The sequence below is a fragment of the Roseateles sp. GW821-FHT02E12 genome (genome assembly GCF_059421665.1).
This window is the reverse complement of sequence record NZ_JBWKVK010000001.1, coordinates 1,151,410-1,177,937: the sequence shown is the minus strand read 5'-3', so window position 1 is coordinate 1,177,937 and position 26,528 is coordinate 1,151,410. Positions and strand designations below refer to the sequence as shown.

General features: G+C 68.9%; 16 protein-coding genes. 9 read left to right on the top strand and 7 right to left on the bottom strand.

What is annotated here, in order from left to right; all coding sequences use genetic code 11:
• Nucleotide 1 precedes the first annotated feature (1 nt).
• From AC07V5_RS05590 to AC07V5_RS05580, 3 genes are all read right to left on the bottom strand, one after another.
• The gene (locus AC07V5_RS05590; protein WP_495114630.1) at nucleotides 2–1,243 is read right to left on the bottom strand and encodes an ABC transporter substrate-binding protein; all 1,242 of its coding nucleotides are present in this window, start codon (nucleotides 1,241–1,243) and stop codon (nucleotides 2–4) included.
• A 132-nt stretch (nucleotides 1,244–1,375) separates the two neighbouring features.
• Nucleotides 1,376–2,728, bottom strand: coding sequence for a GH1 family beta-glucosidase (locus AC07V5_RS05585; protein ID WP_495114629.1), 1,353 nt, complete (start codon nucleotides 2,726–2,728; stop codon nucleotides 1,376–1,378).
• A gap of 58 nt (nucleotides 2,729–2,786) precedes the next feature.
• Complete coding sequence (locus tag AC07V5_RS05580) at nucleotides 2,787–5,537, bottom strand: TonB-dependent receptor (protein ID WP_495114628.1); 2,751 nt, start codon at nucleotides 5,535–5,537, stop codon at nucleotides 2,787–2,789.
• 207 nt (nucleotides 5,538–5,744) lie between these two features.
• Between AC07V5_RS05580 and AC07V5_RS05575 the strand changes: the two genes are divergently transcribed.
• The 7 genes from AC07V5_RS05575 (at nucleotide 5,745) to AC07V5_RS05545 (ending at nucleotide 15,926) form a co-directional block, all read left to right on the top strand.
• Nucleotides 5,745–7,673: a glycoside hydrolase family 3 protein gene (locus AC07V5_RS05575; protein WP_495114627.1), complete on the top strand. Its 1,929-nt coding sequence runs from the start codon at nucleotides 5,745–5,747 to the stop codon at nucleotides 7,671–7,673.
• 31 nt (nucleotides 7,674–7,704) lie between these two features.
• On the top strand, nucleotides 7,705–8,727 hold the full coding sequence (locus AC07V5_RS05570) for a LacI family DNA-binding transcriptional regulator (protein ID WP_495114626.1): 1,023 nt from the start codon (nucleotides 7,705–7,707) through the stop codon (nucleotides 8,725–8,727).
• Between the two features lie 119 nt (nucleotides 8,728–8,846).
• Nucleotides 8,847–10,130, top strand: a complete 1,284-nt coding sequence (locus AC07V5_RS05565) for a tryptophan--tRNA ligase (protein WP_495114625.1) — start codon at nucleotides 8,847–8,849, stop codon at nucleotides 10,128–10,130.
• A 9-nt stretch (nucleotides 10,131–10,139) separates the two neighbouring features.
• Nucleotides 10,140–10,724 (top strand): ECF-type sigma factor, encoded by a 585-nt coding sequence (locus AC07V5_RS05560; RefSeq protein WP_495114624.1) that lies wholly within the window; start codon nucleotides 10,140–10,142, stop codon nucleotides 10,722–10,724.
• Nucleotides 10,724–13,498 carry a serine/threonine-protein kinase gene (locus tag AC07V5_RS05555; protein ID WP_495114623.1) on the top strand — a complete coding sequence of 925 codons (2,775 nt, stop codon included), beginning with the start codon at nucleotides 10,724–10,726 and terminating at the stop codon, nucleotides 13,496–13,498. The genes AC07V5_RS05560 and AC07V5_RS05555 overlap by 1 nt, the downstream gene beginning before the upstream one ends.
• A 120-nt stretch (nucleotides 13,499–13,618) precedes the next feature.
• Complete coding sequence (locus AC07V5_RS05550) at nucleotides 13,619–15,319, top strand: AMP-binding protein (protein WP_495114622.1); 1,701 nt, start codon at nucleotides 13,619–13,621, stop codon at nucleotides 15,317–15,319.
• A 118-nt stretch (nucleotides 15,320–15,437) separates the two neighbouring features.
• On the top strand, nucleotides 15,438–15,926 hold the full coding sequence (locus AC07V5_RS05545; protein WP_495114621.1) for a P-loop nucleotide/nucleoside kinase family protein: 489 nt from the start codon (nucleotides 15,438–15,440) through the stop codon (nucleotides 15,924–15,926).
• A 5-nt stretch (nucleotides 15,927–15,931) separates the two neighbouring features.
• Here the strand turns inward: AC07V5_RS05545 and AC07V5_RS05540 are convergent, their stop codons facing one another.
• Both AC07V5_RS05540 and AC07V5_RS05535 read right to left on the bottom strand, forming a co-directional pair.
• Nucleotides 15,932–17,542, bottom strand: coding sequence for an outer membrane protein assembly factor BamB family protein (locus AC07V5_RS05540; RefSeq protein WP_495114620.1), 1,611 nt, complete (start codon nucleotides 17,540–17,542; stop codon nucleotides 15,932–15,934).
• Between the two features lie 183 nt (nucleotides 17,543–17,725).
• Nucleotides 17,726–18,643 (bottom strand): LysR family transcriptional regulator, encoded by a 918-nt coding sequence (locus AC07V5_RS05535; protein ID WP_495114619.1) that lies wholly within the window; start codon nucleotides 18,641–18,643, stop codon nucleotides 17,726–17,728.
• A 150-nt stretch (nucleotides 18,644–18,793) separates the two neighbouring features.
• Between AC07V5_RS05535 and AC07V5_RS05530 the strand changes: the two genes are divergently transcribed.
• Together AC07V5_RS05530 and AC07V5_RS05525 are read left to right on the top strand one after the other, a co-directional pair.
• The gene (locus AC07V5_RS05530) at nucleotides 18,794–20,974 is read left to right on the top strand and encodes a malate synthase G (RefSeq protein WP_495114618.1); all 2,181 of its coding nucleotides are present in this window, start codon (nucleotides 18,794–18,796) and stop codon (nucleotides 20,972–20,974) included.
• 79 nt (nucleotides 20,975–21,053) lie between these two features.
• Complete coding sequence (locus tag AC07V5_RS05525) at nucleotides 21,054–21,566, top strand: hypothetical protein (RefSeq protein WP_495114617.1); 513 nt, start codon at nucleotides 21,054–21,056, stop codon at nucleotides 21,564–21,566.
• 4 nt (nucleotides 21,567–21,570) lie between these two features.
• On the opposite strand, the gene AC07V5_RS05520 is transcribed toward AC07V5_RS05525, so the two are convergent.
• Both AC07V5_RS05520 and AC07V5_RS05515 read right to left on the bottom strand, forming a co-directional pair.
• Entirely contained in the window at nucleotides 21,571–23,397 is a 1,827-nt protein-coding gene (locus AC07V5_RS05520) for a tetratricopeptide repeat protein (protein WP_495114616.1), read from the bottom strand.
• Between the two features lie 106 nt (nucleotides 23,398–23,503).
• Nucleotides 23,504–26,401 (bottom strand): TonB-dependent receptor domain-containing protein, encoded by a 2,898-nt coding sequence (locus AC07V5_RS05515; protein WP_495114615.1) that lies wholly within the window; start codon nucleotides 26,399–26,401, stop codon nucleotides 23,504–23,506.
• Nucleotides 26,402–26,528 lie beyond the last annotated feature (127 nt).

Here is a 26,528-nt window from a genome sequence, read left to right as displayed (position 1 = left end):
GTCAGGACTTCAGTGCGTTGACGATGTCCTTCTGGACCTTCTCGACCGGCAGGTTGCGGTTCCAGTAGCTCGTCAGCACGTCCTGCAGGGCGCCGTTCTGGTCGGGCGTGATGTAGATCTCGCCGTTGCCGAGCTGGCGCGACTTGTCCTTCATCGCCGCCACGCCCATCTGCGCGCACAGGTCCATCTTGCTGACGTCCACGTCGGTGCGGATGGGAATGGAGCCCTTCTTCATGCTGAAGGCGACCTGCGTGGCCGGCTGCGTGATGACGCTGGCCAACAGCTGCTGAGCCTTGACCTGGTCGGGCTTGGTGGTCTTGGGGAAGACCATCACGTCGCCCTGGATGATGTAGGGCGCGTTCGGGCCGAAGCCGGGGGCGCAGCCGTAGTCCTTGCCGGCTTCCTGCTTGGCCTGGGCGAACTCGCCCTTGGCCCAGTCGCCCATGATCTGCACGCCGCCGCGGCCACTGATCAGCATGGCGGTGGCGTCGTTCCAGTTGCGGCCCGGCGAGCCCTTGTCGGTGTAGCTCTGCAGGCGCTTGAAGGCGAGCAGCACCTTCTTGAAGTCCTCGCCCAGGATGGCCTTGGGGTCGCGGTCGCGGAAGACCTTCAGGTAGAGGTCGCGGCCGCCGAAGTGGGCCAGCGTGGCGGTGAAGACGATGCCGTCCTGCCAGGGCTGGCCGCCATGCGCGAGCGGCACGAGGCCGGCGGCCTTGAGCTTGTCCAGCGCGGCGAAGAGCTCGTCGAAGTTCTTGGGCTCTTCCGCGATGCCGGCCTTCTTGAAGGCGGCCTTGGAGAACCAGAACCAGGTCATGTTGTGGATGTTGACCGGGGCGGCGTAGTAGTGGCCGTTGACGCGGATGGCGCTCAACACGGTCTCGGGCAGGAACTTGTCCCAGCCGTCGCGCTTGGCGACTTCGTCGACGTTGTTCAGCAGGCCCTGGTCGACGATGTCGCGGAACTGCTGGGTCGTGTTGAACTGCGCGGCGGTGGGCGGGTTGCCGCCGGCGATGCGGTTGATGGCGACCGAGCGCGCCTGCTCGCCCAGTGCGATGGCCGTGTCCACCCAGATGCCGCCCTGGGCCTTGTAGGCCTCGGCCAGGGTCTTGGCCGCGGCAGATTCACCGCCGGAAGTCCACCAGTGGATGACCTCGGCCTTGAGCGGCTGGGCGGGCTGGGCGAAGGCAGGGAAAGCCGCGGCGACAAGCGCAGCGGCAGCCAGGGCATGGCGGGGGAACTTCATCTTGTCTCCGGATCTTGTCGTTTGGCGAACGCAGTGTCGCGCGGTCAGCCTCGGCGCGCCTGAGGGCTGACCCTGTAATATTTCATTTAGAAACCGCCTGTACCCAGCATCAGGCGGCTTGCAGGCCGTTAATTATTTGTTCAGAAACCGGCCGTACCAGAGGCCGCTGTCCTTCAGCGTGCGCTGCTGCGTCGCGTAATCCACGTAGGCGATGCCGAAGCGGCGCAGATAGCCCTCGGCCCACTCGAAGTTGTCGAGCAGGCTCCAGGCGAAGTAGCCCTTGACCGGCACGCCGGCGTCCATGGCCTGCCGCACGGCGCTCAGGTGGCGCTGCAGATAGCTCAGGCGCTCGGCGTCGTGAACGCGGCCGTCGGGGGTCAGCACGTCCTCGAAGGTGGAACCGTTCTCGGTCAGCTGGACGACGGGCGGGTTGTAGTCGCGCTGGATGCGGGTCAGCAGGTCGACCAGGCCTTGCGGCGACACCTCCCAGCCGAAGCCCGTGCGCTCGACGCCTTCGCGCTCGACGAGGCTGGCACGCATCGGGCCGCCCTTGTCGCTGGGGTCGTTGCCCACCATCTCGGGGAAGTAGTAGTTCACGCCGAGGAAGTCGGTCGTCGTCGCAATGGCATCGAGATCGCCGGCCTCGACCTTGGGCGAGGCGTCGCCCAGCAGTTCCAGCGTGTCGGCGGGGTAGCCGCGGCCGAACAGCGGGTCGAGGAACCAGCGGTTGCGCAGGCCGTCGTGGCGCTTCAGCGCGGCAATGTCTTCGGCGCTGTCGGACGCCGCGGCGATGGGGTGCAGGCTCAGCGTGATGCCAACCTGGGCGTTGGCCGAGTTGTTGCGGATGACTGGAATGGCCTGGCCGTGGGACAGCAGCACGTGGTGGCAGGCCTGCATCGCGTCGGCCAGGCTCTTGCCGCCGGGGGCGTGCACGCCCTCCCAGTAGCCCATCATGCAGGAGCACCAGGGTTCGTTGTGCGTGATCCAGTGCTTGACGCGGTCGCCCAGGCGGCGGGTCACGACGTCGGTGTATTCGAGGAAAGCGCCGACGGTGTCGCGGTTGACCCAGCCGCCCTGCTCCTGCAGCAGCTGCGGCAGATCCCAGTGGTAGAGCGTGGCCCAGGGGTCCAGGCCGCGCTCCAGCATGCCGTCCACCAGGCGGTCGTAGAAGGCGAGGCCCGCTTCGTTCACGGCACCACGCCCTTGCGGGAGGATGCGCGGCCAGGCGATGGAGAAGCGGTAGGCGTTGACGCCCAGCTGCTTGGCCATGTCCAGATCCTGCGGGAACAGGTGGTAGTGGTCGCAGGCGACCAGCGCGTTGGAGCCGTCGCGGATGCGGCCGGGTTCGCTGCAGAAGCGGTCCCAGATGGACTCGCCCTTGCCATCCTCATGGCCGGCGCCTTCGATCTGGAAGGAGGAGGTGGACACGCCCCAACGGAAGTCGGCGGGGAAGTCTTGGCGTTTCGGGGCGGTGTGGGAGCTCATGCTTCGGATGTGAGGGCGCCGGCCACGAGAGCCGGCGCGGTTTCAGGAACTAAAAGACTCAGAACTTGTAGCTGCCACCGATCAGGTACTGGCGGCCATAGGACGTGTAGCGCTCCGGCAGGGTGGCCGTGGGATCGGCGGAACCTGTGGAGATGCCCACCCGGGTGCGGTAGGGCTCATCGCGCAGATTGTTGACCTGTAGCGTCAACGACAGGCCCTTGAACATGCCGGACTCGAAGGAATAGCCAATCTGCGCGTCCATGACGGTTTCGCTGGAGATCATGCTCGGCACGTTCTCGCCGAAGGTGCCCCGCACCGTCGTCACGAACGGCGAGCGGTGACGGCTGCCGATGCGCGCCGAGAAGTTGTCGCGTTCGTAGTAGACGGTGAAATTGGTCACCACACCCGACATGCCGTCCAACGGCTTGGTGAGGTCGTTGCCCTCGTGCAGCGAGCTGCGCGTCTTGGAGAAGCCCAACTGCACGCCGATGCCGTCCAGCGACTTGTTGATCAACGAGCCGTCGAGCACGCCGCTGACCTCGGAGCCGGCAATCATGCCGCCCGTGCCGTTGGACTGCGTGCTCAGCGTGCCGATGTTGCTGTAGGGCGTGAAGGCCGTCGGGTTGGGGAAGCCGGTGAAGTCGAAGTTGATGGACTGCGAGTAGACGAAGTTCTTGATGTTGCGATGGAAGGCCGCCAGCGCCACATAGCTGCGCTTGTCGATGTAATGCTCCAGCGACAGGTCCACCGCGTCCGCGCGCCAGGGTTCCAGCTTGGGATTGCCGCCGTTGGCCGACCACAGATGCGGCTCGGTCGTGCTGACGCCGATGCCCGCGAAGCCGGCGCGCATGTCCTCCATGTTCGGGCGCGCCATGACCTTGGCCAGGCCGAAGCGCAGCATGGTGTTGGGCGTCAGGTCGACCACGACGTTCAGGTTGGGCAGCACGTCGGTGTAGCTCGTGCCGCCGGAGGCCGGCTCGGTGGTGCTGGTCTTGCTGTTCCACAGCAGGCCGTTGCTCCACTGCTTGGCATGCACGGCACGCAGGCCCAGGTTGCCGTGGATGGGCAGGCCCCAATCAAACTCGAAGCCCAGCTTGGCGTAGGCCGTCGTGACCTTCTCGTGCACCTGCCAGATGCGACCCGGCGCCTGATCGGCGGCCGTCGGCACGACGTCGTACAGGCCCAGCGCGCTTGGCAGGTCGAAGTTCACCATGCGGATGTTGCTGCCGGCGAAGCTGAGGTCGGTCGGCTCGCGCAGCAGGTTGGACGGCACCAGCATCGGTGCGCGGCCGTTCTTGAGGTTGTAGTTCACCTCGGTGCGGTTCATGTCCTTGTCGCGCTCTGAGTAGAGCAGGCCGCCCTCGACACTGGAGAGCCAGCTGTCGAAGACGCGGCTGGCGCTGAGCCTGACCGCCTTGGCCTCATCGCTGACCTTGGGGAACTGGCTGCGGCCCTCGCGGCCCCAGTTGGCGGGGTCGCGCAGGTAGACGTTCTTGGCGTCGGCAAAGTCGAAGGTCGGCGCGAAGGTCGAGCGGCCGTCACCGGTGACGATGTTGACCTGACCCAGGCTCACGCGGTTCAGCGAACCCGCCTGCAGTTCGGCGTTCTGCTCGTCGCGCCTGGCCTTGGACCAGCTCAGGTCGCCCACCAGCTTCCAGTCCGCCAGCTTCAACTCGTTGTTCCAGCCAATGGCGCGCACGTCGTCCTGGCGCTTGTTGAAGGTCGTCAGCGCCACCGGCGTGGTGTTGTTGACGATGCCGCTGGTGACGATCTTGTCTCCGTTGACATTGGTCGTCTGCGCATTGGCCCAGGTCGCACCCGACCAGGTCGACATGTCCGACATCACCGTGCGGCGCGCCTCGGTCTGGTCGAACTTGGAGTAGTACAGGTCCAGCGTGCTGTGGAAGTCGCCGTTGGGCTTGTACTCCAGCACGCCCATCAGGCCGTCACGCTTCTGGCGCGACGAGGCCGCACCCAGCTCGAAGCCCTGCAGCGCGACGGCGTCCGTCGGCACCCCGGGCAGCGGCGCGCCCCAGTTGTTGGTGTTGGCCCACCACCAGCTCTTGTAGTGCTTCTCCTGGCTGGGCGAATCCAGGTGGGCGAAGCCGACGGCCACACCCCAGGTGCGGTCCGCCGACTGCGTCACATAGGAGGCGCTCAGCCGGTTGCCGGTGCCCGAGATCTCGGGGTTCAGCGAACCATTGGAATTGCGCTCCATGCGGCCGCTGACGACGGCTTGCGTCCTGCCGAAGTCCAGCGGGCGCAGCGTCTTCATGTTGATCGTGCCGGACAGGCCCTGCACGGACAGGCTCGGATCCGGCGTCTTCAAGACGTCCGCGCCGTTGATCAGCTCGGACGGAAACTGGTCGAACTCCACCGAGCGGTTGTCGCCGGTGCTGACGATCTCACGGCCGTTCAGCAGCGTCACGCCATAGCGCGGCGCCATGCCACGGATGCTGATGACCGAGGCGCGGCCGCCCACGCGCTGGGCGGTGAGGCCGGGCAGGCGCGAGATGGCATCGGCGATGGACACGTCGGGCAGCTTGCCGATGTCCTCCGCCGACACGGACTCGACGATGGAATCCGAATTGCGCTTGGTGCTGAGCGAGGACTCCAGGCTGGCGCGGAAGCCCGTGACCGTCACGGTCTCGAGCTTCTGGTCGTTGGCCGGCGCAGGCGCGGTTTGGGCCAACGCCAGCAGCGGCGCGCTCAGCAGGCCGGCGCAGACGGCGGCAACGGGCGTGAGGCGCCGTCGGGATGGGATGGACGTGAAGGCGCGCCCTGCGGCGTGCAGATTGAAGTTGGGCATTTTTCTGTCTCCTGGTTCGATCTTGTTCGCTGCTTGGGAGGCCCTCGATGACGTGCAACCACTGTTGGGCGCATCGCATAATGGAACCGGTTCCAAACGCGACGCAAATCTAATGCGTCACAGTTCGCGTTGTCAATCTCGTCGGCCCAGGGGTTGACGTTTTTTTGTCTCACCCACTACCGTCGCGCTCCCAACCGACCGCTCACGATGACCCGCACAACCCCCATCCTTGCTGCCCTGCTTGCCCTGGCCACCACCGCGGGCGCCGCGGAAACCGAAGCCATCGTGCAAGCCTGGCCCGCGCGAAAGCCTGTTCGTGACGCGGCGTTGGAGGCGCGTGTCGAAGCGGCGCTGAAGACATTGACGCTGCGCCAGAAGATCGGCCAGATGACCCAGCCCGAGATCCGCGCGATCACGCCGGAGCAGGTGCGCGAATACGCCATCGGCACCATCCTGAACGGCGGTGGCGGCTGGCCGGGGCAGGACCGCGCGTCCACGCCGGCGCAGTGGCGCGAGCTGTCCGAGAAGTTCCAGGCCGCGGCCCTGCAGGCCACGCCGGGCATCCCGCTGATCTGGGGCACCGACGCCGTCCATGGCCACAACAACGTGCGCGGCGCGACGCTCTTCCCGCACAACATCGCGCTCGGTGCCACGCGTGACGCCGACCTCGTGCGCGACATCGGCCGCGCCACCGCACGGGCCATCCGCGCCTCGGGCCTGCACTGGGCGTTCGCACCGACGCTGGCCGTCGTGCAGGACGTGCGCTGGGGTCGAACCTATGAGAGCTTCGGCGCTGACCCGGCGCTGGTGAAGCGCCTGGGCCAGGCCTCGGTCGAAGGCCTGCAGGACGGCATGAAGGAAGGCCGCGGCGTGCTCGCCACCGCCAAGCACTACATCGCGGATGGCGGCACCCGCCGTGGCATCGACCAGGGCGTCAGCGCCGCGACGCCGAGCGAACTCGCCCAGGTGCACGGCGCCGGCTACCTCGGCGCGCTGGACGCCGGCGTGCTGACCGTCATGGCGTCCTTCAACAGCTGGACTGACAGCGCTGGCTATGTCGAGCACGGCAAGATGCATGGCAACCAGGTCCTGCTGACCAGCGTGCTCAAGGAACGCCTGGCCTTCGACGGCCTGATCGTCAGCGACTGGGACGGCGTCGGCCAGGTGCCCGGCTGCCGCAATGACGATTGCCCGGCGGCCATCAACGCCGGCATCGATGTCGTCATGGTGCCCTTCCACTGGAAGGCCTTCTTCAACAACACGCTGCGCGATGTCGAGCAGGGCAAGATCCCGATGGCCCGCATCGACGACGCCGTGCGTCGCATCCTGCGTGTGAAGTTCAGCATCGGCATGCAGCCCGCCGCGCCGGCCACCGTCGAGGCCATGCAGGCGCCCGAGCTGGCGCGCCGCGCGGTGCGCGAGTCCCTGGTGCTGCTGAAGAGCACGCCGGGGCTGCTGCCGCTCAAGGGCACGGCGCGCGTGCTCGTCGTCGGCCCCGCGGCCGACAGCCTGGCCCACCAGAGCGGTGGCTGGAGCGTGACCTGGCAGGGCCGTGACACGACCAATGTCGACTACCCGCAGGGCACCTCGCTGCTGGCCGCCTTGCGCCAGCGCCTGGGTGCGGCCAACGTCAGCTTCGATGCCGATGGCAGCAAGAGCGACCCCAAGAACTTCGACGCCGTCGTTGCCGTGCTGGCCGAGACGCCGTACGCCGAGGGCGAGGGCGATGTGCGCATCACCGAAAACCTGCGCCACAGCCGCCGCCACCCCGCCGACCTGGCCGTGCTGCAACGGGTGGCCGGCCGCGGCACGCCGGTCGTCACGCTGCTGTACTCGGGCCGGCCTCTCTATGTGAACGACCTGGCCAACAAGAGCGACGCCTTCATCGCCGCCTGGCAGCCGGGCACCGAGGGTGCAGGCCTGGCCGATGTGCTCGTCGCGCCGGCCGATGGCAAGGCCTGGCCCGGCTTCACCGGCCGCCTCTCCTTCCCCTGGCCTGCCGGCCCCTGCCAGTTCAGCAGCCATGAAGCCAAGCCCTGGTGGCCCGTCGGCGGTGGGCTGAGCGGCAAGGAGCCCCAGGCAAACACCAAGCCCCTGCCCGAGCCGGCGGACCCCCAACCCATCTGCCCCCTGTGATTCAATCCGCCCCTGTAAAAGCAGAGGGCGAATGGCAACGATCAAGGATGTGGCGCGGCTGGCTGGCGTGGGCGTGGGCACCGCGTCCCGCGTCATCAGCGGAAACGGTTCCGTCGCACCGGCCACGGCCGAGCGCGTGCGCAAGGTCATCGCCCAGCTGAAGTTCCGGCCCTCGCACACGGCGCGGTCCCTGGGTGCCGGCACGTCCAAGCTGATCGGGGTCTACATCCCCTTCCTGCGCGGCACCTACTACACGCCCATCCTGCGCGCCATCGACCTGGTGCTGCGCTCGCAAGGCCTGCACATGGTGGTGGCCTTCGGCGAGGGCATCGAGGACGAGCGTGTCGAGACCAACGACGGCATGCGCTTCCTGCTGGACCGCGACTGCGACGGCCTCATCGTGCTGTCCAACGCGCTGCAGGACGAGGACATCAAGGCCCTCGGCCCGGCGGCCCGCCAGGTCGTCGTGCTGAATCGGCACTTCGACCGCATCAAGGACCAGTGCTTCACGGCCGACCACGTGCAGGGCGGCGTGCAGGCCGCGCGTGCGTTGCTGCAGCACAAGCACAAGGACATCGCCGTCGTCTCCGGCCCGTCCACCTCGCCCGACAACGTCGCACGGCTGGCCGGCTTCATGGGCGAGTTGGCGCTGCGCGGGCTGGACACCGCCAAGATCCTGACTGTGCCCGGCGACTTCTCCAACCAGGCCGGCTGGGACGCCGCCGACGTGTTGTTGAAGCTCAAGCGCCTGCCCACCGCGGTGTTCTGTGCCAACGACGAGATGGCCATCGGCCTGCTGGCCCACTTCCAGGAGCGCGGCGTGTCGGTGCCGCGCGAGGTTTCGGTGCTGGGCTATGACGACTCTCCCAGCGCCGAATTCGCTGCCCCTAGGTTGACCTCGGTGCACATCCCCAGCCACGAGGTGACGCTGGCCGGCCTGCACTGGCTGCTGAACCGCTGCTACGGGCAGGAGCTGCCCATTTCCCGGCAGTTCGACATCACCGTCACCTGGCGCGCCTCGGTAGCAGCACCCCCTTCGCGCAAACGAAGCTGAGGCCACAATCCGGTTTGGTTACTTTTCACCAAACCGAATTCCCTAGCCCCCACGCTCGTTGCACTCATGGCCCCCCGAGGGGGTGCGTCAGTGACTTCGGACGGCCGGGCGCCACTGACATGACCCAACGCGTCCTGACCGGTATTACAACGACCGGCACCCTGCATCTCGGCAATTACGTCGGCGCCATCCGCCCGGCGATCGAAGCCAGCCGCGCGCCCGGCGTGGAGAGCTTCTTCTTCATGGCCGACTTCCACGCGCTGATCAAGTGCGACGAGCCGGATCGCCTGGCCCACTCCAGCCGCGCCATCGCCGCCACCTGGCTGGCCGCCGGCCTGGACGCTGACCGTGTCACCTTCTACCGCCAGAGCGACGTTCCCGAGATCCCCGAGCTGACCTGGCTGCTGACCTGCGTCACCGCCAAGGGCCAGATGAACCGGGCGCACGCCTACAAAGCCGCCGTGGATGCGGCCGTGGCCGCCGGCGAGGAACCCGATGCCAACGTGACCATGGGCCTGTTCAGCTACCCGGTGCTGATGGCCGCCGACATCCTGATGTTCAACGCGCACAAGGTGCCGGTGGGCAAGGACCAGGTCCAGCACATCGAGATGGCGCGCGACGTGGCACAGCGCTTCAACCATCTGTTCGGCCGAGGCCAGGAGCTGTTCACGCTGCCCGAAGCCGTGACCGACGCCGAGATGGAGCTGCTGCCCGGGCTGGACGGCCGCAAGATGAGCAAGAGCTATGACAACGTCATCCCGCTCTTCGAAGGCGGCAGCGCGGCGCTGAAGGACGCGGTTGCGCGCATCGTCACCGACTCCAAGCTGCCCGGCGAGCCCAAGGATCCGCAGGGCCAGGCCCTGGTCACCATCTACGACGCCTTCGCGACGACCGAGCAGCGCGCCGCCTTCCGCGCCGCACTGCGCGGCGGCCTGGGCTGGGGCGAGGCCAAGCAGCAGTTGGTCGCGCTCATCGAAGGCCAGATCGGCCCGATGCGCGAGCGCTATGCCGAGCTGATGGCTCACCCCGAGAAGCTCGAGGCCACGCTGCAGGCTGGCGCCGCCAAGGCCCGCGCCGTCGCCGTGCCCTTCCTCAGGACCCTGCGCGAGGCCTGCGGCCTGCGGCCCTACACGTCCACCGCTACGACGGCCGTGGGCAAGGCCGAGAAGGCCGCGCTGCCGGTGTTCAAGCAGTACCGCGAGGCAGACGGCAAGTTCTACTTCAAGCTGCTGTCGGCCGGCGGCGAGCTGCTGCTGCAAAGCAGCGGCTTCGAGCAGGGCCGCGACGCCGGCCAATGGGTGGCACGCCTGAAGCGGGAAGGGCTGCCCACGGATGCCCCCGTGCAGCGCGAAGCCAGCGATGCCGACATCGCCGCGGCCCTGGCCGCCTTCCAGGACGCTTGAGCCGCTGACATGGCCGACATCACCCAACTGCTGATCGGCACCTCGCGCGGCGATGCGGCCTCGCTGCAGCAGCTCTACGCGCTGCTCTACCCCGAGATCAAGCGCGTCGCGCGCATCCGTCTCGCACAGTGCGGCCCCGGCGGCAGGTCGGCCGGCCTGAACACCACGGCCCTCGTCCACGAGGGCTTCCTGCGCATGGCCGACCAGCAAGGCCTGCAGGGCGAGACGCGCGGCCAGTTCTTCGCCTACGTCGGCCGCGTGCTGCGCTCCGTCGTCATCGACCACCTGCGCACGGAAGGGCGAGACAAGCGCGGCGGCGACGCCCTCATGGTCACGCTGTCTGCCGCCGACGACGTGGCCTCCGTGCAGAGCCAGGCCGTGGACATGATCGGCCTGGACCAGGCGCTGGAGCGCATGCGGGCGCTGGACACCGGGCTGTACGAACTCATCGAGATGATCGGCTTCGCCGGCCTGACCATCGCCGAGGTCGCGGTGCTGCGCGGCCTGTCCACACGCAGCATCAACCGCGAGCTGCTGAAGGCGCGGGCGCTGCTGCAGGAGCTCCTGGGCGACAAGCCTGACACGGTCTACTGATGGACTCGGGCTTGCAGGCCGACGACTGGCAGCGCCTGTCCGCGCTGTTCGACGAGTTCGCCGACCTGCCCACCCGCGAACGCGAGGCCCGCCTGGCCACCGTGCAGCCGCCCGAGCTGGCCGTGCGGCTGGCCCGCATGCTCGCCTCGCTGCCCGACGACGACGCCACCGTGCTGGCCGCGCTGCCGGGCTTCGACGCCCACCTGGCCGTGGCGCTGGCCGAGCCCACCGGCCTGCCACCGCCGCAGGCCGGCGACCGCTTCGGTGCCTGGTGCCTGGCTGAACTGCTGGGCGAAGGCGGCATGGGCCAGGTCTGGCGCGCCGAGCGGGCCGACGGCCTCTACCAGGGCGAGGCGGCCATCAAGCTGCTGCGCGACGACCTCGCCAGCCCCGGCCTGGCGGCCCGCTTCGCCCGCGAGCGCGCCCTGCTCGGCCGCCTGACCCACCCCGGCATCGCCCGCCTGCTGGACGCCGGCGAACAGAACGGCCGCGCCTTCCTCGTGCTGGAGTACGTGGCCGGCCGCACGCTGTCCGAGCATGTGCGAGAGAAGGACCTGCCACTGGCCGCCCGCGTGAAGCTGCTCGTCGACGTGGCACGTGCCGTCGAGCACGCCCACGCCCAGCTCATCGTGCACCGCGACCTCAAGCCCAGCAACGTCATGCTGGACGAGAGCGGCTGCACCAAGCTGCTCGACTTCGGCATTGCCGGCCTGCTGGACGACTCGGGCCTGCAGTCCGACCACCAGCTGACCATGGTCACCGGCCGGCGGCTCACGCCGGCCTACGCCGCGCCCGAGCAGATCACCGGCGAGGCGGTCGGCGTCGCCAGCGACATCTATTCGCTGGGCGTCATGCTCTACGAGCTGGCCAGCGGCGAACTGCCCTTCGGCAAGCGCGGCCTGGGCCGCACGGCGCTGGAGCATGCGGTGCTGCACGGCGAGGCCAAGCGCATTGCGCGCACCACCGTTGGCGATGAACCCGGCGCCGAAGCCGGCCCCGGGCCCGGCCGCCCGCTGGACGCCGGCCGCGCCAGCGGCGACCTGGAGGCCGTGGTCGCCAAGGCCATGCGCAAGAACCCGGCGGAGCGCTACGCCAGCGTTGGCAGCTTCGTCGACGACCTGGAGCACTGGCTGGCCCAGCGCCCGGTCAGCGTGCGCGCCGAGGACTGGCGCCACCGCGTGCGGCTGTGGACACGACGCAATGCCGCGCTGGCCTTCGGCAGCGCCCTGGTGCTGGCCGCGCTGAGCCTGGGCCTGGGCGTGAGCCTGTGGCAGCGCAACCAGGCCCAGTCCGCGGCACGCCAGAGCGAGGAGGTCACGCGTTACCTGACCGAGCTGCTGGCCTCGGCCAACCCCGACAAGCATGGCGGCCACATCCCGACCATCTTCGAGGTGCTGGAGAAGAGCCGCGCCGAACTGCGCCAGCGCTTTGCCGGCGACGACCTGACCTACGCCCGCGTGCTGGACGTGATGGTGGCGACCTACTCGGACATGAACCGCCACGACATCGCCATCCCGCTGGCCAAGGAGCTGATCGAGGTCAGCGGTCGGCACTGGGGCGAGGCCGACGAGCACACGCTGATCGCCAAGCTGCGCCTGGCGCGCATCTACACGGCGCTGAAATCGCCGCTGGAGGTCATCGCGCTGGGCGAGCCCATGCTGCCGGCCTTCGCCGCCGCGCTGCCAGGCACCGTGATGGAAGACGAGTACGAGAGCCTGCTCTACCAGCTCATCGTTGCCTACGCCGGCACGGCGCGCGTTGCCGACGCCGAGGCCATCCACGCACGCGCCTGGCCGATGGTGCAGCGCTTCTACAAGCCCAGCGACTACGAATACCCCTACTACAACAACTACCTCTACCAGCTGCGCGTCGCCGAGGGTCGGCTGCTGGAGGCCGAGAAGCTGGTCGAAGCGATGCGTGCCTCCTGGGCCACGGCGCCCGCGCACCGCGCGCGCTTCGTGCTGAGTTCCCGCCAGAACCTGTGGAACATCCAGGCCCGGCTCGGCCGGCCCGAGGGCAGCGTCGACAACGCACGCCAGCTGATCGCCGACATGGACGCGCTGCTGGGGCCCGGCAACTCCAGCAGCCAGCGCATGCGTGCTGACCTGGCCCGGCAGTTCGTCGAGTTGGGCGACTACGCCCAGGCCGTGCAGGCCTACGAGGACCTGGAGACCTGGCTGCCGCCCGAGGCCGCCGGCCACCCGACGCTGCGCCTGCCGCGCGAGAGCGCCGCGCTGCTGGCGCGGGCGCTGGCCCGGCCCGAACGGGCGTCCGACTGGCTGCCCCAGGCGCGCCGCATGGTGGACGAGCTCGCGCGCAGCCCCGACATCAGCGGCCCGCCCTGGGCCGAGGCCGGCCTGGCCCTCGTGCGGGTGGGCCTGCGTCTGGGTGACCTGCGCCTGGCCGAGCGGGCGCTCGCGCCGCTGCTGGACCTGCAGACCCAGCCCTGGCTGGCCGCACACCAGCAGCTGCGCAGCCGCATCGGCCAGCTGGCCGGCGAACTGGCCCGTGCCCGCGGCCAGCCCGAGGCCAGCCTGCCCGCGCTGCGCCAGCGCGTCGCCGTGCTCGACGCGCTGCCCTCGCCGCAAGGCCTGCCCCATTGGCGCGCCCAGCTCGACCTGGCGGCCAGCCTGGCCGGCACGCCGGACGCCGCCGAGGCCCTGAAGCGCGCCGACGCGCTGCGCCCCGACTGGCTGCAGCCCCACCCGCTGGACGGCCTGCGTGCCGAGCTGGGCCGCGGGCAGTGGAAGGCGCAGTGGGCCGGCCAGTTCTAGAGCCACCGCTCTAGGCGCTCTGGGCAGAGCATCACGCCGCAGGGTGTTTTCCCGTAGCAGCGGGCGGTTTACACGCGGTTAACTTTCGGGATCCGAAAAGATCCTCCGAGGAGACAGCCCATGGCCACCATCGCCGCCGACCAACTTGCATTGCAACGCCTCTATCACTGGGAGCGCACGGCAGGCAGTGCGGTCACGCTGACACAGCCCATGGGCGGGCCTGACGTCAAGAACTTCACCTGGGCCCAGGTCAGCGACCAGGTGCGCCGCATGGCTGCCTTCCTGAAGGCCCGCGGGGCTGCCGAGGGCTGGCCGGCAGACGCCAAGGTGGCGATGCTGTCCAAGAACTGCGCCTGGTGGCTGATGACCGACCTCGCCATCTGGATGGCCGGTTATGTGTCCGTGCCGCTGTACCCGACGCTGGCGGCCGAGACCATCACGCAGATCCTCACGCACAGCGAGGCGCGCTTCATCTTCATCGGCAAGCTCGACGGCTGGGAGGGCATGAAGCCCGGCGTGCCGCCCAGCCTGGCCGGTGCCAGCTACGCGCTGTCGCCCGACGACGTGAAGAAGAAGTACGAAGGCTGGGACGCCATCTGCGCCCGCACCGAGCCGCTGAAGGGCGAGCCCACGCGCGCCGCCGACGAGCTCTGCACGCTGATCTACACCTCGGGCACGACGGGCAACCCCAAGGGCGTGATGCACAACTTCGGCGCCTTCGCGTGGGCCATCGCCGAGGGCCTGGCGCGCTTCCCGATGAGCGCCAATGACCGCATGATGTCCTACCTGCCGCTGGCCCACGTGGCCGAGCGCGTGCTCGTCGAGCACAGCTGGCTGAAGGTCGGCCTCAAGGTGTTCTTCGCCGAATCCCTGGACACCTTCACCATCGACCTGCAGCGCTCGCGGCCCACCATCTTCTTCAGCGTGCCGCGCCTGTGGGTCAAGTTCCAGCAGGGCGTGCAGGCCAAGATGCCGCCGCAGAAGATGAACAAGCTGCTGCGCCTGCCCATCATCGGCGGCCTGGTGCGCAAGAAGGTGCTCAAGGCGCTGGGGCTGGACCAATGCCGCATCGCCGTCGGCGGCGCTGCACCCATGCCGGTGGCGCTGTTGGAGTGGTACGGCACGCTGGGCCTGCACATCAACGAGGGCTACGGCATGACCGAGAACCTGGCGCTGTCGCACATGACGATGCCGGGCAAGAACCAGCGCGGCACCGTCGGCCCGGCCTACGGCGGCGTGCAGACGCGCATCGACCCGGCAAATGGCGAACTGCAGATGCGCAGCCCCGCGCTGATGCTGGGCTACTACAAGGAGCCCGGCCTGACGGCAGACGCGCTGACGCCCGATGGCTGGCTGCACACCGGCGACAAGGTCACGCAGGACGCCGACGGCTGCGTGCGCATCACCGGCCGCGTGAAGGACTTGTTCAAGACGAGCAAGGGCAAGTACGTTGCTCCCGCGCCCATCGAGGACCGGCTGGGCATGAACCCCAACATCGAGGCCTGCTGCGTGGCCGGTGCCAACATGGGCCAGCCCCTGGGCATCGCCATGCTGTCGCCGCAGGGCTTGCAACGCGCCAGCTCCGAGGCCGAGCGCACCGCGCTGATGGCCGAACTGAGCAAGCACCTGGACGACGTCAACGCGCGGCTTGACCCGCACGAGCAGCTCGACACGCTCGTGCTGATCAAGACGCCCTGGACGGTGGACAACGGCTTCATCACGCCGACCTTCAAGGTCAAGCGCAACCGCATCGAGGAGGCCTATGCGCCCAAGTTCGACGCGTGGGCAGGCAAGCGCGCCAAGGTCCAGTTGGGGGACTGAGCAGGCACCGAGGACAAGCCCTGCGGCTTGTCCGACGGCCTGCGAAGGACTGCCGGCATGCAGGCCGGCAGGCATGAGTGAGCACCGAAGATCGGTATGCGCGAGCTAAGCTCGCCGCATGCCCTCGCCCACCCTGTTCTTCCTGTGCGGCAAGATGGCCGCGGGCAAGTCCACGCTGTCCCGTGAGCTGGCCACGCGGCATGACGCCGTGCTGCTGGTGCAGGACGACTGGCTGGAGAAGCTCTTCCCCGGCGAGATCCTGAGCATCCCGGACTACGTGCGCTGCTCGGCGCGGCTGCGCGATGTGCTGCAGCCGCACGTGCTGGCCCTGCTGGGCCGTGGCTTGTCCGTCGTGTTGGACTTCCCCGCCAACACGCGCGTCCACCGGGCCTGGTTCCGCGCGCTGTTCGAGCAGGCCGGCGTCACCCACGAGCTGCATTTCATCGATGCGCCGGACGAGCTCTGCAAACGACAGCTGCGCCGGCGCAGCCAGGGCCTGCCCGAGGGCGCGCCCTGGACCACGGAGGCGGAGTTCGACGCCATCACCGCCTATTTCCAGCCACCGGACGACGACGAGGGCTTCGTCGTCATCCGGCATTCACGCTAGACGGCTCAGTCGGGCACCGTGAAGGCGTAGAGCTTGCTGTTCGGCGTGCCGAAGCCGAAGTTGCTGTAGCCCGAGCCCCAGTAGAGCGTGCCGTCCGCGATGGCCGCACCCGACAGGCAGGAGCCGCCGCTCGGATAGCTCCACAGGACGGCGCCGTTCGCGCCGTTGAGCGCGTACATGCGGCCGCTGGCGTCCAGCGAGCAGCCGTAGACGACGCCATTGGCCGTCGTCACCGGACCCGAGGGGCCGCCGCCGATGCCGCCCGGCGGCAGCGGATCGGGCGTCTGCCACAGCATGGCGCCGGTGGCGGCATCCAGGCCGAACCAGGCGCCGCGTGTCGTCGACGCGCCGGCGCCCATGGGCACCCAGGGCACCCCGTTGCTGTTGGCATTGGCCGTGTAGATGCGCGTGCCATCGGTCGCCGAGCCCCACTGCAGGCCGCCCGCCGTGCCGCCCGGGCCGGCCTGGGTGACCCAGGCCACGGCGCCGGTGTCGGGGTTCAGCGCCCAGTACTGGCCACTCTTCTGCCCGAGGCCGAGCAGCTCCACCGGCTTGCCCTTGCCGGCCTTGGACTTGAACAGCGCCGGCGCCTGGCCGAAGTCGTAGTCGGGGCCTGCCGGCGACGGACAGTTGCTGCCGTCGCCGAAGAAGGGGATGCAGTCCACCGTCCAGGCGTCGTAGGGGATGGCGCGGGTCGCCCAGCGCACCGCACCTGTCTTCATGTCGAGGGAGAGGACGCTGTCGAAATAGTCGTTCGCCGGCAGGCAGGCGGCCTTGGCCACCGGATCGGCGCCTGCGGCCGACACGCAGGCCAGCACGGCCGGCGGCACCGAGTAGTTGTTGCCGGTGGCGATGAAGACCGCGCCGCGCGAGGTGTCGACGGCGGGCGAGCTGCCCCAGACCGCGTTGCCCGTGTAGCCGGCCGGCGCGAGCGTCGTCTTCCAGCGGATGGCGCCGGTGTTCAGGTCCAGGGCCAGCATGCTGCCGCGGAAGGACAGCTGGTAGCCCGGCACGAAGGCGGCCAGCGCCTCTTCCTGCGAGGCGACGCCGACGAAGACCTGGTTGCCGTGGATGGTGGCCGACTGCGTAATGATGGCCGCGATGTGCGGGTCCGCCTGCGTGCTCCACACGAGGGCGCCGGTGTCCTTGTCGAAGGCCAGCACCTTGCCGCCGGGGCCGCCGCCCGACAGGATGGACCCCTGGGTGCCGACGACCACCTTGCCGCCGCCCAGCGCCGGTGTGGCGCGGGCCTTGTCGCGCGGGATGCCCGTCACCGAGGGCAGGTAGACGGCCCAACGCACGCTGCCATTGCTGCGGTTGACGGCATAGAGATAGCCGGCCCAGTCGGGCACATAGACCGTGTCGCCATCGACGGCCGGCGTGGCCGACACATCGCCTGCCGTCGTCAACGCCCATTTGACGGCCAGCTGGTTGACATTGCCGACGCCGAGCTTGTGCTCGGACGGTTGGCTGCGTGTGTTCTCGCGGTCGCCCCCCGCATTGCTCCATTCACTGCCCTGCGCCGCTGCTGCCATCAGCGGCAGGGCCATGGCCACCGCCGCGAGGATGGTGCGCCGCGGCGCGGTCCGCTCTCGAAAACCGGTCGTCTTCTTCATGGAAATTCTCCGTTCCTTAGCTGCGACGCCCGATGCACGGGCCGTGGCAGGTGGGCATCGCGCAACCCGCCACAGCAGACGCCTGGTGCCACGTGGCCACCAGGCGAAAGGGCATCAGAGGACTCGGCAACAGCCGCTGCATCGGGGCATACCCGTCGCCGTCCCCAGGGTTGAGGACGGTGGCTAGCTGCGCCAGTAGTCGGCTCGCCCGTAGTGGGCGCGCAGATGCTCCACCCACAGCCGCGTGCGCAGCGGCAGATGGCGTGACTGCGGGAAGATGGCGTAGATGCCGTTGGGCGGCGCCGCGAAGTCGTCCAGCACGCTGACGAGCCGCCCGGCGGCCAGGTCGGCCTCGACCTCCCAGGTGCTGCGCCAGGCCAGGCCCAGGCCTTCCACGCACCAGTCGTGCAGCACCTGGCCGTCGCTGCAGTCCAGCCGGCCCTGCATCCTGGTCTCGGGCCGCAGATGCTGCACCGCACCGTCGATCTGGAAGGCCCAGCCGCGCGTCTGGCTGGCCTCCGAGCTCAGCGTCAGGCAGGCGTGGCGGCCGAGCTCGTCGGGATGCTTGGGCACGCCTGCACGCTTCAGATAGCTGGGCGCCGCCACGCACAGCCGGCGGTTGTCGGCCAGCCGGGTGCTGACGAGGCTGGAGTCCGGCAGGTCGCCCACGCGCACGGCGCAGTCGAAGCCCTCGTGGACGATGTCGACGACGCGGTCGCTGAGGTTGAGCGACAGGCTGAGATCGGCATGCTCGGCGAGAAAAGCGGGCACCAGCGGCGCGACATGCCGGCGGCCGAAGCCGGCCGGGGCCGTTACGCGCAGATGGCCGCTGGCCTTGAGGCCGCCGGCGCTGACCGCGGCCTCGGCGTCGGCCAGCGTAGCGATGAGGCGCTGGCAGTCCTCCAGGAAGGCCTGGCCCTCGGGCGTCAGCGTCAGGCGCCGCGTCGTGCGCAGCATCAGCTTGACACCGAGACGCGCCTCCAGCGCGTCCAGCCGCCGGCCCATGACGGCCGGCGCGAGCCCTTCCACCTGCGCCGCCGCCGTCAGGCTGCCCTTGGCGGCGACGAGGACGAAGGACTCCATCTGCTTGAGCTTGTCCATGCCGGCATTGTGCTGGGCCAGCGACGCAAAGACAGCGGTTTCAGCCCGCACCTTTGCGTTTTAGTCACAGATGAATGGCGCGGCGAACAACGAATCCGACACGCCGCGCAGCTAGATTGGGAGCATCTGTTCTTGCCTGGAGTCCGCCCCATGTCCACCACCAGCCGCACCACTCTCCACCGCCTGCAGGTCGATGCCAACCTGGCCCGCTTCATCGACACCGAAGTGCTGCCCGGCACCGGCATTGCGGCCGATGCCTTCTGGGCCGGCTTCAGCCAGCTGGCCCACGAGCTGGCGCCGATGAACCGCGCGCTGCTGGCCGAGCGCGACCGCCTGCAGGCAGAACTGGACGCCTGGCACGAGGCCCATCCCGGCCCCATCGCCGACATGCCGGCCTACCGCGCCTTCCTGACCCGCATCGGCTACCTCGTCGAGCCGCCGGCCCAGGTGAAGGCCAGCACCGCCAACGTCGACGCCGAGCTGGCCCTGCAGGCCGGCCCGCAGCTCGTCGTGCCCATCCTGAACGCCCGCTACGCGCTGAACGCGGCCAACGCACGCTGGGGCTCGCTGTACGACGCTCTCTACGGCACCGACGCCATCTCCGAAGCCGATGGCGCCACGCGTGACGGCGCCTACAACCCGGTGCGCGGCGCCAAGGTGATCGCCTTCGCTCGCCAGGTGCTGGATCAAGCCGCGCCGCTGGCCAGCGGCTCCCACGCCCAGGCGACCGGCTATCGCATCGACGGCGGCAAGCTCGCCATCACGCTGGCCTCCGGTGAGACGACCGGCCTGCAGGACCCGACCGCGTTTGCCGGCTACCAGGGCGACGCCGCCGCGCCGACCAGCGTGCTGCTGGTCCACCACGGCCTGCACCTGGACATCCGCATCGACCGCAGCACGCCCATCGGCAAGACCGACGCGGCCGGCGTGGCCGACGTCATCGTCGAGTCGGCGCTGTCGACCATCCTCGACCTGGAGGACTCTGTTGCCGCCGTTGACGCCGAGGACAAACTGCTGGCCTACCGCAACTGGCTGGGCATCCAGCAGGGCACGCTGACCGAGGAAGTGGCCAAGGGCGGCAAGAGCTTCACGCGCCGCCTGAACGCCGATCGCGTCTACACGGCCCCGAACGGCGGCACGCTGGCGCTGCATGGCCGCTCCCTCATGTTCGTGCGCAACGTGGGCCACCTGATGACCAACCCGGCCATCCTGCTGGCCGACAGCAGCGAGATCCCCGAAGGGATCATGGACGCCGTCGTCACGACGACGATCGCGATGCATGACCTGAAGCGCCGCGGCAACAGCCGCACCGGCTCGGTCTACATCGTGAAGCCCAAGATGCATGGCCCGGCCGAGGTGGCCTTCGCGTCCGAGCTGTTCAGCCGCGTCGAGCAGCTGCTGGGCCTGCCCGACAGCACCGTCAAGCTGGGCATCATGGACGAGGAGCGCCGCACGTCCGTCAACCTCAAGGCCTGCATCGCCGCCGCTGCCAGCCGCGTGGCCTTCATCAACACCGGCTTCCTGGACCGCACCGGCGACGAGATGCACACCGCCATGCGCGCCGGCCCCATGCTGCGCAAGGGCGATATGAAGACGTCGAGCTGGATCCAGGCCTACGAGCGCAGCAACGTGCTGACCGGCCTGGCCTGCGGCCTGCGTGGCCGTGCGCAGATCGGCAAGGGCATGTGGGCCATGCCCGACCTGATGGCCGCGATGCTGGAACAGAAGATCGGCCACCCCAAGGCCGGGGCGAACACGGCCTGGGTGCCCTCGCCCACGGCCGCGACGCTGCATGCCCTGCACTACCACCAGGTCAGCGTCGCCGCCGTGCAGCAGGAGCTGGAGAAGGTCGACTTCGCTGCCGAGCGCGACGGCATCCTGAACGCACTGCTGACCATCCCCGTGGCACCCGAGGCCAACTGGACGCCCGAGCAGCGCCAGCAGGAGCTGGACAACAACGTGCAGGGCATCCTGGGCTATGTGGTGCGCTGGGTGGACCAGGGCGTGGGTTGCTCCAAGGTGCCCGACATCAACGGCATCGGCCTGATGGAAGACCGCGCCACGCTGCGCATCAGCAGCCAGCACATCGCCAACTGGCTGCGCCACGGCGTCGTGTCAGCCGACCAGGTGCGCGCCACCTTCACGCGCATGGCCCAGGTCGTGGATGGCCAGAACGCAGGCGATACGGCGTACCAGTCGCTGGCTGCCAACCCGCAGGGCGCGGCCATGCAGGCGGCGCTGGACCTGGTCTTCAAGGGCGAGGCCCAGCCGAGCGGCTACACCGAGCCGCTGCTGCATGCCTGGCGCCTGAAAGTGAAGGCCGCGCACTGAGCCCGCGCGCGACGGTTCACGGCCGCCAATCCCAGTGTCTGGCGGCTCTTTCGTGGCCGACTGCTGCTAGGCTTGACCCATGCGTACCTTCACCTTGATCGCCCTTTCGCTCGCTGCCATGCCGGCCCTGGCGCAGGACAGCCTGCAACGCTGCCGCGCGATGACGGACGGCGCCGCCCGACTGGTTTGCTACGACGCGCTGGCCGACGCGGCACGCGTGCCCGTGCAGCCGGTACCTCCTGCCAAGCCCGCCGCACCGGCCGCAGTCGCGCGAACCGCGGCACCTGCAACGGCCGTGGCTACCGCAGCGGCGCCGGCCCGTGTGGGTGAGGCAACCTTCGGCCTGCCCGAATCCAGGCGCCCCGAGGCCGTGGAGTCGGTCGAGAGCTCGGTCGGCCCGAGCTTCGAAGGCTGGGGGCCCAACTCGCGCATCCGCCTTGCCAATGGCCAGGTCTGGCAGGTCGTCGACGGCACGTCCGTCTCGCTGCCTGAAGGCCCGCGCAAGGTCAGCGTGAAGCGCGGCGCGCTGTCATCCTTCTACCTGGACATCGAAGGCCTGAAGACCTCGCCGCGGGTGCGCCGCGTGGAGTGAGGCCCTAGTCGGGCAGCACGTCGAAGGCCACCGTCAAGCGGTAGGCCTCGTCCTGGAAGGGCGTGGTGCCATGCCACAGATAGGACGGGAACAGCGCGAGCCGCCCCGGTTGCGGCGCCTCCATGCGCCCCGCGGGCAGGCTTGAGCGCAGCGGCTCGGGCAGGTCGGGCTCGCCGAACTTGATCCAGCCGTCGCGGCTGCCCTCGCGCAAGGCGCTGGGCGGTGTCGAGACGTAGTAGCAGCTGCTCAGCCAGCCGTGGCTGTGGATGTGGTTAGTGTGGAAGCCGCTGCGGCGCAGCCGCGAACTCCAGCTGTCGGTGAAATGCCAGGCCTGCGGGGGCGACGGCAGGCGGCCGAGGAAGGGGTGGTCCGGCTCGGCCGGCAGGGTCGCCAGCCAAACCGTGATGGCAGCGGTGATCTGGCCTTTCAGCGCCTGCACCAGCGGCAGGTCGAGATCGAAGATGTCGCCACGCGTCTGCGTGCCGTGGCGCAGCGTCTGGTCGATGGGCGCCTCGGCGTCGGTGTGCAGCCGCGTGAGTTCCTCGGCCAGCGCGGCGTTGAAGCGGGCCATATCGGCCCAGCCCGGCGGCGGCTCGATGTCGATGACGGCCACGCAGCGGTCCAGGTCGTTCAGCCAGTCGGCACGCGGGTCGCCCGTCAGCCGCCAGCCCGTGCCAACGAGGGCCAGCGCATGCTGGTTTTTCGGTGCCAGCGCGAAGGCGCGCTCGGCCAGGGCCAGGCCCTCGGCGGACTGACCCGCCGTGTAGAGGCTGCGTGCGGCGTTGCCGAGCACGGCCACGTCTTCGGGCGCGAGCGAGACCGCCTGCCGGTGGGCGGCGCACGATTCCTCGTGGCGGCCCTGCAGGCACAAGGCCTGGCCCAAGCCGTCGGCATAGGCGGCATTGCCGGGCGCCAGCGCCGCGGCGCGGCGGTAGGCCGCGGCCGCAGCTTCGCCCCGTTCAGCGCGCAGCAGCAGCAGGCCGAGCAGGCTGGGCGGCACCTCGGACTCGGGCGCGATGTGCGCGGCGGTTTCCAGCTCGGCCGTGAAATCGGCGTGCCCCAGCGCCCAGCGCAACTTGGCCAGGTCGTAGAGGCTCAGGGAATGAAGCGGCTGCAGCGCGAGTGCACGGCGGTAGGCAGCGAGCGCCGCATCGGCTCGGCCCAGGGCTTGCAGCGTGTTGCCGAGGTTGTAGTGCGCCTCGGCGACGTCCAGCCCCAGCCCAAGCGCGCGTTCATGCGCCGCCAGCGCGTCGGCATGGCGGCCCAGGCGGTGCAGTACGACGCCGCGGTTGTGGTGCAGGGCGGGCCGTTCGGGTGCCAGCCGCAGCGCGGCGTCCAGCGTCGGCAACGCGGCCGCCAGCTCTCCGCCTTCCTCCTGCAGCATCGCCAGGAGTTGCAGCGCGTTGGCGTCCTGCGGCGCCAGGCGAACGGCCTGGTGGGCCGCCTGCAGTGCGCGCTCGCGCTCGCCCAGCTCGCGCCTCAACCTGGCGTGCTGGTAGTGCGCAGCGGCCAGGTCGGGTTGATGCTCGGCGGCCTGGGCGAAGGCCTCGGCCGCGGCGGCCGGGCGTTGCAGCATCTCCAGCATCTGGCCCCGCGCCAGCCAGACGCGCGGCTGGCGGGCATGCAGCTGCAGCGAGCGCAGGAACCAGGCCTCGGCCTGGGCCCATTGCTGGCGCTGGGCGGCCAATTGGCCCAGGGCGGCGGGCGCCTCGGGCGCGGCCGGTGATTCGCGCAGTGCGCGTTGCAGCAGGGTGTGGGCGGCGTCGGCTTGGCCGGCGGCCAGCGCGCGCAGGCCCTGGCCCAGCGAGGAGGCCGGATGGATGGCTGCCATGGGTCGGTGCAGGGATGAAGCCGGAATTGTCGGCGCCAATGAAAAACGGGCCCCGAAGGGCCCGTTCGACAACACCACCCCGAGGGGTGGCTAAGCCAGACTTGGTTTAGAAGTTGGCCTGGACGGTCGCGGTGTAGCGGCGGCCGATGATGTCGTAGGCGGTCGGGAAGGTGTTGCCGAAGTTGACCGAGCCCGGGCCGATGCCCGTGCCGACCAACGGAGGCGCCTTGTCGAACAGGTTGTTGACCGTCAGGGACAGCTTGAGGTTCTTCGTGACCTGCCAGGTACCGTTCAGGTCGAAGTAGTCGTAGGCCTTGATGGTCTCGTTCTGCGGCAGGTAGCTACCGGCGGCGTCAGGTTGAACCTTGGACGCGCCAATGTGACGCCAGCTCAGACCTGCCGAGTAGTCGCCCATCGTCCAGCTGGTGCGCTGGTTGAAGCGGACCTTGCTGTACGGGGTACCCACGTCGACGCCGTAGAAGCCGGCCTGCTCCAGGGTTGCCGTCGTCGGCAGCGACTTGAAGTCAGCGCGCTTGAGGTAGGCAAGCTGCATGCTCAGGTCGATACGACCCCAGTTGGCGAAGCCGATCTTCTTCAGCGGCAGGCGATAGTTCGCGCCCAGGTCGATACCCGAGAAGTTGTACAAGCCGAGGTTGGACGACTGGGTGCTCACGCCCTTGCTGCCCGTGCCGTTCAAGCCGCCGTTCAGCGGATCACGTTGGATCAGCTGGCAGAAGGCGTTGTAGGTCAGGCCCGGGTTCAGCGCGGCCGTGTAGCAGCCGTCGATCACCTGGTTGCTGGTCGGGGCCGACACAGCGCCATTGATCTTGATCTTCCAGTAGTCCAGGGTCACCGACAGGCTGTCGATGAAGTCCGGTTCCCACACGACACCCAGGGTGGTCGTGTTGGCCTTTTCAGGGCCAAGGTTGGGGTTGCCGCCGCCGGTGTTGTTGATCTGGTTGGACGAAGGAGCCGCCACATTGCCGATCTGAGAGACGGGAACGCCGGTCAGTTGGCAAAGGTTGGTCAGCGAGCCAGCCACGCCAGCCGAAGCCGCCGAGATCTGACCAGCCTGGCAGGGGTCATTGGAGCGGGTGGACAGGCCCGTGGTGACCGGAGCGTAGAGCTCGTTCACGTTCGGAGCGCGGGTAGCGCGCTGGCTTTCGCCGCGCAGACGCAGACCCTTGATGGGCGCGTAGTCGAAGGACTTCTTCCAGCTGCCGTAGCTCTTCACGCCGCCGATCGAGTCGAACTCGGTGTCGCGGTAGCCGTAGCCGACATTCAAGGCATGGATGAAAGGCTTGCCCTGGATCAGCGGCATCGTGGCTTCGCCGTACATCTCACGGAACTTCAGCGTACCGCTACGGTCAGGGGTCGGAGCGCCCGAGCCCAGCAGTTCGCCTTGGGTCTGCACGACCGCGTCGGACGCGTTGCCGCCGAACACCGTGCGGTCTTCGTAGCCGATAGCGACGCCCAGCGGGTTCTTGGCCCAGGGGCTCTTGGCGATAGCGACTTCACCGCTGGCGGAACCAGCCATGACCTTCTGGTCGACGCGCGTGGTCTGGAAGGTCGGCGTCGCGATGAACGCCAGCATTTCCGGCGTGATCGTGCCGGCAGCGCCGAACAGGTTGATCGGCACGCAACCACCGGTGGTCACCGTGCAGGCGCCAGCGGTCGTGGCGCGAGCAGCTTGCTGCAGCTTGGTGGCCGAGAAGCCGTTGCCGGTACGCTGGATCTGGTCCGAACGGCCAGACTGGAAGTAGGCGTCGTAGCTCCAGCCTTCGAACATCGGGATGTCGCCACGCACACCGGCGGTGTACTGGGTCGTCGCGTTGTCGTAGCTGTAGATACGCGGGCCGGCTTCGACGAAGCGGCGGGCGACGTTGGCACGGAACTCGGTGGCGCTGCCAGGCACGCAGTTGGCGGCCGAGATGTTGTAGGCCGCGCACAGCTGGGCGCGGACGGCCGGCGTGATGTACGGGTTGCCGATGGGGATGTTCAGCGCCACACCGAAGGTACCCGACGGCGCCAGGTTCAGCGTCACGTTGGACTTGGTGTGGAAGATTTCCGCGTAGACCTCGGCGTACTCGTTGATCTGGTAGCGGCCCAGAGCCGTGACCTGGGTGCGGGTCAGCGGCGTTTCGAAGTAGTTCGGCGGGTTGGTGTTGTAGCCATCCGGCGGGCCGGAGGTCACGGCGGCGCGCAGCAGACCGGTGGTGCCGTCGACAACGCGGCTGCCAGCGATCGGTGCGGGCATGCCCGAGAACACGGCCGGCACGGCGGTACCGGAGAAGCCGCCGGGGTTGCCGGTCGACGAGGAGATCACGGTGCCGGAGTAGTCGCGGTCGGCGAGCTTCAGCGGGCTGGTACGCGTGTTGCCGATGTGCAGCACGACGTTGCCCTTGCCGTCGGCCAGGTTGGCGCCAACGGTCAGGTCGTTCTTGTAGCGCTGGGCGTCACCCTTTTCAGAGGCGCTGTACAGCGAGGTGGCTTCAACGCCGGAGAAATTGCGCTTGGTGATGAAGTTCACCACGCCCGACACGGCGTCAGCGCCGTACACGGCAGACGCGCCACCGGTCACCAGGTCGACGCGCTCAAGCAGCGAGACCGGGATGGTGTTGGTGTCGACGACACCGCCCAGGGTGGCGGGCACGATACGACGGCTGTTGATCAGCACCAGCGTACGGTTGGAACCCAGGCCGCGCAGGTCGATCGACGCGGTGCCGTTCGAACCGTTGTTCACGTTCGGGCCGATGGCCGGGTAGGCGGAGGGCAGGCCGCGCACCAGTTCTTCAACAGCGACGGGCTGCTTGATGCTGATGTCTTCCTTGCCGACCGAGGTGATCGGGCTGCTGGATTCGGCGCCCACGGACTTGATCCGCGAACCGGTGATCTCGATGCGCTCGAGCTTCTCCGGCGAGGCCTCTTGGGCCATTGCCGAGACGGCGCTCAGCGTGCCGATCATCGCCAGCGCAGCTGCGCTTCGGGCGTTTCGTTTAAACATGACTACTCCTTCGTGAGGACGTTCTCGACGCTGTGTTGCAGGTGATTTGGAAGTACGAATCCCTCGCGGGGAAACGCGTTTTCGCGGGGCGAGTCTGGCGACTGCGGGCAACCCGGCCGATCCGGGT